Genomic DNA, 11477 nt, shown 5'->3' on the forward strand with positions numbered 1-11477 from the left:
CCCACCCCCGAGGCATTCAACTGGTTTTCCCGGGCCGGGACACGGAACACGCCAATCCCGTGTACGCCATCGCGACGCGGGAGTGGGACGATGGGGGACATGCGAATTTCCGGCACCCCCTCCCTGCGCGCCGCGGCCGCCACCGGCGCCGCCCTCATCCTGCTGACGGCCTGCGGTGGCGGGGCGGGCGGCGACGGCGACAAGGGTGGTGCCCAGGGCAAGCAGGCGCTGCGCAGCGCTTCACCCGCATCGGATCCCACCCGCATCCCGGACGTGGGCGACGCCCTTCAGGCGAAGATCCCGGCCGACGCGCGGCAGGTCGTCGCGGTGTACGGCAAGGGTGTGAACTCCGCGGACGCGACTGTCGTGCTGTACTCGAAGCAGGGCAAGAACTGGCAGCGGACTCGCAGTTGGGCCGGGCACAACGGCAAGCGGGGCTGGACGACGGAGCATCACGAGGGCGACAAGCGCAGCCCGGTCGGCGTCTACACGCTCAGCGACGCGGGCGGGGTGCTGGCCGACCCGGGGGCCCGGCTGCCGTACAGCCAGGCCGCGGCCTTCGCCGCTCCGCACTACTGGCCGAAGACACACTGGAATGACTTCAACTATGTCATCGCCATTGACTACAACCGCGTCAAGGGCACCTCACCGCTCGATCCGACCCGGCCCGAGGGCCAGAGCAAGGGCGGATCGATCTGGTTGCACATGGACCACGGCAGCGGCACCTCGGCGTGTGTGAGCCTGTCCAAGTCCGGCATGGAGTATCTGTTGAAGAACCTGGACCCCGAGCTGCACCCGGTCGTGGTGATGGGGGACAAGGCCCACCTGGCCGGGTGAGCCGACGGCCGCGCGGGCCGGGCCCGCGCGGCACCCGCTCAGCGTGGCGCGAGGGAGGCGCGCACCACGTCGATCACCTCTTCGTCACGGACCTGCGCGAAGTCCTCGTACCACAGGCCGACCGCCTGGAACGGGTCCGGCTGGCCCAGAAACACCAGGTCGTCCGTCTCGGAGCGGACCGCCGCGGCGGCCTCCGGCGAGCACACCGGCACCGCGAGGATCACCCGGGCGGGCTCGCGCCGGCGTACGGAGCGCAGCGCGGCCCGCGCGGTGACGCCGGTGGCCAGCCCGTCGTCCACGACGATCACCGTGCGGTCCCGTATCTCGGCGGGCGGGCGTCCACGGCGGTAGAGCTGCTCGTGGCGGCGCAGCTCGGCGCGCTCCTCCCGGGCCCTCGGGGCGAGCTGGGCCGACGTCAGATCGAGCAGGGCGAGCGCCCGTTCGTCGTACAGCGGCGGATCGTCCCCGGCGAGCGCGCCCACCCCGAGCTCGGGGTTGAACGGGGCGCCGATCCTCCGGGCCACCAGCACGTCCAACGGCGCCCGCAGCGCCTGGGCGATCTCGTCCGCCACCGGCGCGCCGCCCCGGGGCAGCGCCAGCACCACGGGATGTCCCAACCGCTCGCCGCGCGGCGGCTCGCACAGCCGCTCGGCCAGCTTCCGCCCGGCCTGTCTCCGGTCGCGAAAACGCATCGTCCCGCGTCTCCCTTCTGCGGTCGTCCCCGGCGGCCGTCCCCGCGTCGGGCCCGTCAGGTCCGCTCCTCGCACCCGGGTGCCCATCGGCCGGGGCGGTATGCGCGGGGAGGATTTTCCCGCTTGTTACACGCGGCTCTTCCGTGGAACCTCGCGCTCCGCCATAGTGGCGCATCGCGGAATTCATTTTCCGCATCTCAGAAAACGAGCCCGGAGGTGTTCACGTGCCGCTCGCCGCACCATCCCTTCCCCTGCGCGCCCTGAGACTGCTGCGCACCTCGCTGTTCACCCAGGTCGCCTGCGCCCTCGTGCTCGGAGTCGCCGTCGGGCGCCTCTGGCCGGATGTGGGCACGGCTGTCCAGCCGCTCGGTGACGGATTCGTGCGTCTGATCAAGGCAGTGATCGCCCCGCTGGTCTTCTGCGTCGTCGTCGCCGGGATCGCCAAGGCGGGGGACCTCAAGGCCTTCGGGCGGATCGGGCTCAAGGCCCTCATCTGGTTCGAGGTGGCCTCCACCGTGGCGCTGGTCCTCGGTCTGCTGGCGGCCAATCTGACCGGCCCCGGCACCGGAATGCACGTCGACCCCGCCTCGCTCGACTCCTCCGCCGTCGACGACAAGACCGGCGGCGGGCATCTGCCCTCGACCTCCCAGTTCGTCCTGGACGCGCTGCCGGAGAGCGCACTCGGAGCCTTCGCCCAGAACTCCCTGCTCCAAGTGCTGGTGCTGGCCTGCCTGGTGGGCGCGGCGCTGCTGCACCTGGGCAAGACGAAGGTGCCCGCGATCCTGCCGGCCGTCGAGCAGGCTCAGGAAGTCGTCTTCGCGATCGTCGGCTTCATCATGAGGCTCGCCCCGCTGGCGGTCTTCGGCGCCATGGCCCACCTGGTCGGCCAGTACGGGATGGGGGCCCTGACGACCTACGGCAAGCTGATCGCGCTCTGCTACGGCGTCGCGCTGCTCTTCCTGGCGCTGCTCGGCCTCGCGCTCAAGGCGATCACCGGGCTGAGCCTGTGGAAGTTCGTCAAGTACACCCGCGAGGAGATGCTGCTGGCCCTCGGGACCGCCTCCAGCGAAACGGTGCTGCCGCGGATGATGCAGAAGCTGCGCGCGGCCGGGTGCCGGGACGACGCGGTCGGGCTGGTCCTCCCCACCGGATACTCCTTCAACCTGGACGGCGCCTCCATCTATCTGTCCATCGGCACACTGTTCATCGCCCAGGCGGTCGGCGTGGATCTGAGCCTGGGGCAGCAGATCACCGTCGTCCTCGTGCTGATGCTCACCAGCAAGGGCATGGCGGGCGTGCCCGGTTCGGCCTTCCTCGCCCTCTCGGCGACCGCCTCCGCCCTCGGGGTGATCCCCGCGGCCGCCGTGGCGCTGCTGCTCGGCGTGGACCGGATCATGGACTCGATGCGGGTGGCGACCGGTCTGCTCGGCAACTGTGTGGCCGTCTTCGCCGTCTCGCGCTGGGAGGGCGCGCTGGACGCGGCGAAGGCCAAGCGTGTGCTGGCGGGGGAGGAACCGGCCGTCGATGAGGAGCCCGCGCACGACGCGGCCTCGGCCGAGGCCGCCCCGCCCACGGCGTCCCCCGCGTCCGGGCGCTGAGCCGACGCCGCTGGGCGCGGCGTCCCGGGGCGGGCATGGCGCGTCCCGGCGACGGGCGCCTCAGTAGCGGCCCTGATCCGGTGTGCCGGCGAGCGTGTCCAGCAGCTCACCGAGCACATCGCGCTGCCGGTCGGACAGCGGGGCCAGGATGTCCTCCGCGGCGGTCCGGCGCGCGTCGCGCAGCGCGCGGAGCGTGGCGCGGCCGGTGTCGGTGAGCTCGACGCGCACCACCCGGCGGTTCTCCGGATCGGGCGCACGGCGCACCGAGCCGTGCGCCTCCAGAGCGTCCACCAGCGTGGTCACGGCGCGCGGGACCACCTCGAGCCGCTGGGCGAGGTCCGCCATGCGCGGCGGCCGGTCGCAGTGGGCGACCGTGCGCAGCAGCCGGGACTGGGCGGGGGTGATGCCCAGCGGTTCCATGTGCCGCTTCTGTGCGCGGTGCAGTCTGCGGGTCAGGCGCAGCAGCTGCTCCGCGAGGATGCCTGAGGTCTCGGGCGTGGGCATGATCGCAGTCTATCAGGACCTGGTTCATTGTGAGTATAGGTAACAATGAGCTATGCTCTGAAAGGCCGCGCCGTCAGCGGCCACAGGTCGTCCGCCCCTGCCCTGAAGGAGCCCATGCACCACGACACATCCCCGTGGACCCCACCTGCCGCCGACCCCGACCAGCCCGCCCAGCTGCGGCGCATCCTCGGACTCTTCCGCCCCTACCGCGGCCGCCTGGCCCTCGTCGGCCTGCTCGTCGCCGCCTCCGCGCTGGTCTCCGTCGCCTCGCCGTTCCTCCTCCGCGAGATCCTCGACACCGCGATTCCCGATCGCCGCACCGGACTGCTGACCCTGCTCGCCCTCGGCATGATCGCCGCCGCTGTCGTCACCAGCGTCTTCGGCGTGCTTCAGACGCTGATCTCCACGACCGTCGGCCAGCGCGTCATGCACGATCTGCGCACCGCGGTCTACGACCGGCTTCAGCGCATGCCGCTCGCCTTCTTCACCCGCACCCGCACCGGCGAGGTGCAGTCCCGGATCGCCAACGACATCGGCGGCATGCAGGCCACCGTCACCTCCACCGCGACCTCACTGGTCTCCAACCTCACCAGCGTCGTCGCCACGGTCGTCGCGATGCTCGCCCTCGACTGGCGGCTGACCGTCGTCTCGCTGCTCCTGCTGCCGGTGTTCGTCCTGATCAGCCGCCGGGTCGGGCGCGAGCGCAAGCGGATCACCTCGCAGCGCCAGAAGCAGATGGCAGCCATGTCCGCGATGGTGACCGAGTCCCTGTCGGTGAGCGGGATCCTGCTCGGCCGCACGATGGGCCGGTCCGAGTCGCTGACGCGGGAGTTCGCGGGGGAGTCCGAGCGCCTGGTCGGCCTGGAGGTGCGCTCCAGCATGGCCGGGCGCTGGCGGATGTCCACCATCGGCATCGTCATGGCCGCCATGCCCGCCATCATCTACTGGGCCGCCGGCATGGTCCTGGACTCGGGTGGCCCCACGGTCTCCATCGGCACACTGGTCGCCTTCGTATCGCTCCAGCAGGGGCTGTTCCGCCCCACGGTCAGCCTGCTGTCCACCGGAGTGGACATCCAGACCTCCCTCGCCCTCTTCCAGCGCATCTTCGAGTACCTGGACCTGCCGATCGACATCACCGAGCCGGCCGAGCCCGTGCGGTTGGAGAAGGTGCGCGGTGAAGTCCGTTTCGACCACGTCGACTTCTCGTACGAGCAGGGCGAGAAGGGCGCGCTCAGCTCCATCGACCTGACCGTCCCGGCGGGTGACAGCCTGGCCGTGGTCGGACCGACCGGCTCCGGCAAGACCACCCTCAGCTATCTGGTGCCGCGGCTCTACGACGTGACCGGCGGCCGGGTTCTGATCGACGGAGTGGACGTTCGCGACCTCGACTTCGACACCCTTTCGCGCGCGGTCGGCGTGGTCTCCCAGGAGACCTATCTCTTCCATGCCTCCGTGGCCGACAATCTGCGCTTCGCCAAGCCCGACGCCACGGGCGAGGAGATCGTGGCGGCCGCGCGGGCCGCCCAGATCCACGATCACATCGCCTCGCTGCCCGAGGGCTATGACACCCTCGTCGGCGAGCGCGGCTACCGCTTCTCCGGCGGTGAGAAGCAGCGCCTGGCCATCGCCCGGACCATACTGCGCGACCCGCCCGTCCTCATCCTCGACGAGGCCACCAGCGCCCTGGACACGCGCACCGAGCACGCCGTGCAGGAGGCCATCGACACCCTCTCCGCCGGGCGGACCACGATCACCATCGCCCACCGCCTGTCGACCGTCCGGGACGCCGACCAGATCGTGGTCCTCGACGGCGGCCGCATCGCCGAGCGGGGCAGCCATGACGAGCTGCTGGCCATGGGCGGGCGGTACGCCGCCCTGGTGCGGCGCGACGAGAGCGTCGCGGCCCCGGCCGGGTGAGCCCTGGCCGGGTGAGCCCCGGCCGGTCCGCTCCGCTACCGGGAGGGATCGGCGGGGGCGCGCCCGCTCACCCGAACAGGCCGCGCAGAAACGCGATCTGCTCGGCCTGCTGGTGCACGCCCCCGCCCTCGTGGCCGTTGAAGGCCCACACCTTCAGGTCCTTGTCGCCCGCGTAGTGGTTGTACGCGGCGAATCCGCAGGACGTGGGGGTGACCGCGTCGCGCAGCGCGGTCGAGAAGAGCGCGGGGGCGTTGGCGCGGACGGCGAAGTTCAGCCCGTCGAAGTGGTCCAGCGTGGCCAGGACCTGATCCGCCAGATCCCGGCGGCCGGCGCAGAACCGGGCCACCTCCCCGTACGGGTCCGCGTCGGTGATCTCCATGGCGCGGCGGATGTGCGTCATGAACGGCACATCGACCAGCGCCCCGGTCAGATCGGGCACCAGCCCGGCCGCCGCCAGGGCCAGACCGCCACCCTGGCTGCCGCCGCTGACGACGATCCGCGCCGCGTCGACCAGCGCGTGCTCGCGGGCGGCCGCCACAGCGCGCACCGCGTCGGTGTAAAGACGGCGGTAGTAGTAGTCGTCCGGGGACAGAATGCCCTTGGTCATCTTGCCGGCGGCCTCGGGCCCGGTGCCGCCGACCGGATCGGGCGTGGTCCCGGGGTTGTTCGGGGACGTGCCCTGGCCACGGCTGTCCATGACGAAGACCGCGTAGCCCACCGAGGGCCACAGCAGCCAGTTGTGCGGCAGGCCCCGCCCGCCGCTGTAGCCGATGTACTGCACCACGCACGGCAGCGGGCCCGTCGCCTCCCGCGGCGCCAGCAGCCAGCCGTGTATCCGGTGCCCGCCGAAGCCGGAGAACTCCACATCGTAGGTGTGCAGTCGCGCCAGCCCCGTGTCCGTCTCGGTGAACACCGCGTCCAGGGCGTGCTCGCCCGCCTCGGCGAGGGTGCGGTCCCAGAAGGCGTCGAAGCCCTCGGGCTCGGGCAGGGACGGCCGATAGGTGCGCAGCTGGTCCAGGGGCATATCGACGAACACGGCGGAGGTACCTCCCGGGTGAGTGGTGCGACGGTGCGGGCGGGGCGGGCGCAGAGCTCTGGTAAGCGCTTACCGTAGCGCTGTCGCTCATCGCCGTACATGATCGTCCGGATATCCGGTCAGTGTTCGACTCCTCGGTCAAGAGAGAACGCCGGGCGGAGGCGCGGTGCTGGAGCGGACCACCAGCCGGGTGGACAGCTCCGTCCGGGTGCCCTCGGGCACCTCCCCCGACATCAGCCGCAGCAGACTGCGCAGCGCCGTCGCCGCCATCTCGGACAGCGGCTGGCGCACCGTGGTGAGCGCGGGCGTGACCCAGCGGGCCTGCGGTAGATCGTCGAAGCCCACCACGCTGAAGTCGTCCGGCACCCGCAGCCCTCGCTCCGCCAGCGCCTGGTACACGCCGAGCGCCATCTGGTCGGAGCAGGTGAAGACGGCGGTGGGCGGCTCGGGCAGCTCCAGGAGCTCGCACATCCGCTGATGGGAGACGCCCTCGTCGAAGTTGCCGTACCGCACATAGTCCGGCGGGACGCGCAGCCCGGCCGCCGACATCGCCGAGCGGTATCCGGCGACCCGGGCGCTGCTGCACTGCTTCCGCCGGTATCCGCCGATCACCGCGATCCGCCGGTGCCCGAGGCCGATCAGATGCTCGGCCGCGCTCACCCCGCCCTGCCAGTTGGCGGCGCCGACGGAGGGCACCCCGGGAGGCGGGTCCAGCACGGGATCGATCATCACAAACGGGATGCGGTGCTCGTCCAGCCACGCGTACTGGGTGGGCGTCAGCTCGGCCAGGTTGAACAGCACCCCGGCGCTGCCGCGGGCGCACAGCTTGTCCAGCCAGCCCCGCTCGGGGCGGCCGCCGCGGGTGCGGGTGAGCCCGGCCGAGACCACCACGTCGAGACCCGCGTCGTACGCGGCCTGCTCCACGCCGTGCAGCACGGCCCCCGACCACGCGGTGTCCAGCGAGTGCACCACCAGGTCGATCAGCGCCGGCGGCTTGGACGCCTCGAAGCGGGGCCTGCGCACATACCCCAGGCGGTCCAGCACCTCGGTGACCCGGCGCCGGGTGTCCGGGGCGACGTCCTCCCGGCCGTTGACCACCTTGGAGGCGGTCGGCACCGACACCCCTGCCTCGCGGGCGATGACCGCCAGGGTAGGACCCGTCGACCCCGAGGATCGCGCCATCGAGAATCCCCTTCCGTCCCCACCGGTTGATGCGAAAGTTTCGAATACGAGCGCTTGGCGCCCGAGATGTTGACCGGATAGCAACCGGTCCCTACATTAAGGCGCCCCAAGTCAGCGGGGAAGCCCTCGGAATTGAGGATTCAACATCGCTCGAAACTTTCGAAAAACCGAGGACAGGCCCCGTACGCTGGGGGGCGTACGGGGCCGCGGTACGGGTGCTACAGGCCGTACCGGCTCTTCAGATGGCGCCAGAAGTCGCGGTACATCCACTTGTCGAACTCGGTGATGTGGTCGGCCGTCCCCGCCTGCATCAGGAAGCCGCCGACACCGGTCGGGGTCCAGTCGTAGAAGTCGTCCAGACCGTAGGTGTGGCCGATCTCGTGGAGCAGGATATGGATGTTGTCCTGGTTCACCGCACCGACCATGTACTCACTGCCGATGCGCTGGCCCCAGTCGCCGCCCGCGCCGCCGCCGAAGCCCTTGGTGAGCCACAGCGACTGGTCGTAGTGGCGCGCCGCGCCGCCCGGACACTTGGAGTAGTTGCCGTCCTGGTGGAAGAAGCGGCCGCAGTCGGGGGAGCACTGCGGCGCGCCTTCGCTCTCCAGCCCGGTGTAGATGTCGACCGAGTTGTCGGTCCACTGGAGGGTCGAGCGGTTCTTGACGGCCCAGCCGACGATCTTGACCGGGACGTCGTTGTACGGGAAGCCCTCGAAGCCCGCGACGGAGTCGATCCACTTCTTGGACTGCCGCTTGAGGGCGGTGTGGATCTGGTCGCGCAGCGCGGCGCTGACGGGCTGGTCGGATTCCCAGCGGACGCAGTAGTTCAGGCTGCCCTTGTTGGCCATCACCTGGTCCCAGCCGTAGTTCTTGAAGCCGTACAGGTCCGGGTAGGTGGACTCGACGTGCTTCCAGACCTCGTTCAGCGGCTGGACGAGGTTGCTCGGCGGGTTCCAGGTGTCGGCCGCCGCCGAGGGGGCGGCCACCGCGGGGGCGGAGAAGCCGATGACGGACAGTGCCCCGGCCGCCACGGCGACCAGGAGCATTCGGAGTTTTCTTAAGAGCGGCATGGCGGCTCGCTTCCGGGTCGGGAAGTGGACGCGGGCGGCACGCCCCCGTGGAGGGGCGGTACGGGTACGTGCCGGCCCGCGACGGTTGGTCGCCGCCGCTCATCGAAACGTTGCCGCCCTGCCCGCCGAAAATCGCCGCCCCTGTCGCCACCGCCGGCGCGATCGCCGCTGCCGCTGCTAGCGCCGCCGTCGCCGCTTGCGGCGCTTGCTCCAGAACCAGCCCGCCGGGGGCTCGTCGGCGCGCCACGGCTGAGGCTCGGGCGCGCGGCGCCGCCAGCGGGCGGTCAGCATCCGGGTGCGCGCGGCGGGCTCGGACACCTCCGCGCCCCGTACGAACTCCTCGTCCAGCACGACATCGTCCCAGTCGCCTGGGTCGCCGGGGTCCGCTCCCCGGTCTGTGGAGCCGGTGCTCAAGGCGCACCTCCCGTTCGCCGGTGCCCTCGGGCACAAGACCGTGTTCCTCGGCCGGACAACGTCCGGGCCGCACGGTGAGTTCCACGGCCCGGGCGAGGGCCCGTAGCGCGGCCGTCCGCACAAGCCGTCCGCGCAAGCCCCTACACCGGGATCCACACCCGCATCGCGCCGGCTTCGCGGTTGGCCCACGCGTAGTAGGGGATCGCGGTCACCCGGACCGGCTCGGCCGCGGGGGAGCCCGGTCCGCCGGCCGCGCCGGGCGCCTTGGCGTCGGCGTACGGCCACCAGCCCTCGGGCCGGATCCGGGGGCGCAGCGCTCCGGCGGTGATCGCGGTGACCCCGCCGAGCAGCTCCGGCCGATGCCCGGCGGTCGGCGTCGCCGCGGGGTCGAGCCGGACGCGGTCGAGCCGCAGCCCGTCCGGCTGGTCCGGCTCCTCCAGGCAGTACACGAGCGGCCCGCGCTCGATCGCGACGCAGCCGCGCACCGCGTCCACCCGGGGGTCGGGACGGGTGAGCCGGGGGCGCAGCGGCAGGTCGAGCACCACCGTCTCACCGGGCCGCCAGCGGCGCCGCAGCCGCAGCCAGCCGTTCTCGGCGCGCGCGGCCACCGGCTCGCCGTTCACCGTCACGCCGTACTTGTCCGCCCAGTGCGGGACGCGCAGCGACAGGGTCCACTCGCCGTCGCCGGGGACCTCGTCCACCACGACCGCGATCCGGCCCTCCCAGGGGTAGCCGGTACCCACCCGCACCGCTCCGCCGCCCGCCGCGTACGAGCCCGAGGCGTACTGGTGCAGCTGAAGGCCGTCCGCGTCGCCGCTGGCCACGTAGTGCGGCAGCGAGGCCAGCAGCCGCATCACGTTCGGCGGGCAGCAGGCGCAGCGGAACCACTCCGTGCGGCGCGCCCCCTGGTCGCCGTGCGGGCCGGTGTAGTCCTCGCGGACCTGGAGCGGATTGACGTACAGCCAGCGGTCCCCGTCCAGCGAGACGCCCGACAGGAATCCGTTGTACAGGGTGCGCTCGATCAGATCGCTGTAGCGGGCCTCGCCCGTCAGCAGCGCCATGCGCCAGCCGAACTGGATCGAGGCGATGGCCGCGCAGGTCTCGGCGTACGCCCGGTCCGGCGGCAGTTCGTACGCGTCGCCGAACGCCTCCAGGTCGTGCCGGGAGCCGACGCCGCCGGTCAGATAGGTCTTCGTGGCGGCCATGTCCTCCCACAGCCGCACCAGCGCCTCCCGCAGCCGCGTGTCGCCGGTCTCCGCCGCCAGATCCGCGGCCCCGGCGAGCAGATACAACTGGCGCACGGCGTGCCCGGTGACCTCGGTCGCGTCCCGCACCGGGGCGTGGTCCTGCCAATAGGGCGCGCCGGGGCGGCGGTCGGCCTCCCGGTCCTCGGCGCCGTCGCCGAGGGTGCCCTGTCCCCGCCGGTCCATGAAGTAGGCGGCGAGGTCGAGATGGCGCCGCTCGCCCGTCTCCCGGTACAGCTCGACCAGCGCGGTCTCGATCTCCGGGTGTCCGCACACCGCGTCCACCGGTTTGCCGGGGCCGAAGGTGGCGTCGATGTGATCGGCGAACCGCACCGCCACATCGAGGAGTTCGGCACCTCCGGTGGCCCGGTGGTGGGCGACCGCGGCCTGGATGAGATGGCCCGCGCAGTACAGCTCATGTCCCCAGTGCGGCTCCGACCAGCGCTGGGCGCCCGGTCTGACCTGGTAGTACGTCTGGAGGTAGCCGTCGGTGTCCTGCGCGGCCGCCACCAGCTCGATCAACCGGCCGACCTCCCGGGCCAGTTCCCCGCCGACCGCCCCCGCTGTCCCGGCCGCCCCATCGGCCAGCTGCCAGGACGCGGCCTCCAGCCACTTGTGCACATCGGAGTCCTGGAACTGGAAGTCGCCGGTGAACCCCGGCGACTTCGCCCCGGCGGCCGCGCGCAGATTGTCCAGGTTGCCCGCCTCCTCGAGCCTGCGCGGCCCCTGCGCGATGCTCACCTCGGCGTTGACGCGGCGCCTGGCCGCCCAGAAGCCGCCGGTGATACGGGCCGCGGTGGCCGGGCGCAGCGCGGTGTGCGCCCCCTCGGAGAGCCGGATCGGTCCTGCGGTCATCTGCCCACCACTTCTTCCTGGTCACAGCTGTAGAAACCGGTTGTTGCGGCGAGCTTAGGTAAGCCTGGTCTCCGCGACAAGCCTTCAGTCTCGACGAGTGAACTGACGCCGATCCACAGTGTTTTCGAAAG

10 protein-coding genes are annotated in these 11477 nt (G+C 71.7%); 3 read left to right on the forward strand and 7 right to left on the reverse strand.

What is annotated here, in order from left to right:
• Positions 1 to 90: 90 nt before the first annotated feature.
• Complete coding sequence (locus tag ABTY62_RS24185) at positions 91 to 837, forward strand: hypothetical protein (protein ID WP_502997505.1); 747 nt, start codon at positions 91 to 93, stop codon at positions 835 to 837.
• A gap of 38 nt (positions 838 to 875) precedes the next feature.
• On the opposite strand, the gene ABTY62_RS24190 is transcribed toward ABTY62_RS24185, so the two are convergent.
• Complete coding sequence (locus tag ABTY62_RS24190; RefSeq protein ID WP_352131521.1) at positions 876 to 1529, reverse strand: phosphoribosyltransferase; 654 nt, start codon at positions 1527 to 1529, stop codon at positions 876 to 878.
• Between the two features lie 224 nt (positions 1530 to 1753).
• Here ABTY62_RS24190 and ABTY62_RS24195 point away from each other — a divergent pair, with 224 nt between their 5' ends.
• Positions 1754 to 3127: a cation:dicarboxylate symporter family transporter gene (locus tag ABTY62_RS24195; RefSeq protein ID WP_352131522.1), complete on the forward strand. Its 1374-nt coding sequence runs from the start codon at positions 1754 to 1756 to the stop codon at positions 3125 to 3127.
• 60 nt (positions 3128 to 3187) lie between these two features.
• Here ABTY62_RS24195 and ABTY62_RS24200 read toward each other — a convergent pair whose 3' ends face one another.
• On the reverse strand, positions 3188 to 3631 hold the full coding sequence (locus ABTY62_RS24200; RefSeq protein ID WP_352131523.1) for a MarR family winged helix-turn-helix transcriptional regulator: 444 nt from the start codon (positions 3629 to 3631) through the stop codon (positions 3188 to 3190).
• A gap of 114 nt (positions 3632 to 3745) precedes the next feature.
• Between ABTY62_RS24200 and ABTY62_RS24205 the strand changes: the two genes are divergently transcribed.
• The gene (locus ABTY62_RS24205) at positions 3746 to 5548 is read left to right on the forward strand and encodes an ABC transporter ATP-binding protein (RefSeq protein WP_352131524.1); all 1803 of its coding nucleotides are present in this window, start codon (positions 3746 to 3748) and stop codon (positions 5546 to 5548) included.
• Positions 5549 to 5615: 67 nt separating this feature from the next.
• Here ABTY62_RS24205 and ABTY62_RS24210 read toward each other — a convergent pair whose 3' ends face one another.
• From ABTY62_RS24210 to ABTY62_RS24230, 5 genes are all read right to left on the reverse strand, one after another.
• Positions 5616 to 6584, reverse strand: a complete 969-nt coding sequence (locus tag ABTY62_RS24210) for an acetylxylan esterase (protein ID WP_352131525.1) — start codon at positions 6582 to 6584, stop codon at positions 5616 to 5618.
• Between the two features lie 138 nt (positions 6585 to 6722).
• Positions 6723 to 7766 carry a LacI family DNA-binding transcriptional regulator gene (locus ABTY62_RS24215; protein WP_352131526.1) on the reverse strand — a complete coding sequence of 348 codons (1044 nt, stop codon included), beginning with the start codon at positions 7764 to 7766 and terminating at the stop codon, positions 6723 to 6725.
• Positions 7767 to 7984: 218 nt separating this feature from the next.
• Positions 7985 to 8809, reverse strand: coding sequence for a hypothetical protein (locus tag ABTY62_RS24220; protein ID WP_352131527.1), 825 nt, complete (start codon positions 8807 to 8809; stop codon positions 7985 to 7987).
• Between the two features lie 201 nt (positions 8810 to 9010).
• On the reverse strand, positions 9011 to 9247 hold the full coding sequence (locus ABTY62_RS24225; protein ID WP_352131528.1) for an SGM_3592 family protein: 237 nt from the start codon (positions 9245 to 9247) through the stop codon (positions 9011 to 9013).
• 140 nt (positions 9248 to 9387) lie between these two features.
• Positions 9388 to 11346 carry a glycoside hydrolase family 127 protein gene (locus ABTY62_RS24230; RefSeq protein ID WP_352131529.1) on the reverse strand — a complete coding sequence of 653 codons (1959 nt, stop codon included), beginning with the start codon at positions 11344 to 11346 and terminating at the stop codon, positions 9388 to 9390.
• Positions 11347 to 11477 lie beyond the last annotated feature (131 nt).

Source organism: Streptomyces sp. NPDC097640 (assembly GCF_040302705.1).
Classification (GTDB): domain Bacteria; phylum Actinomycetota; class Actinomycetes; order Streptomycetales; family Streptomycetaceae; genus Streptomyces.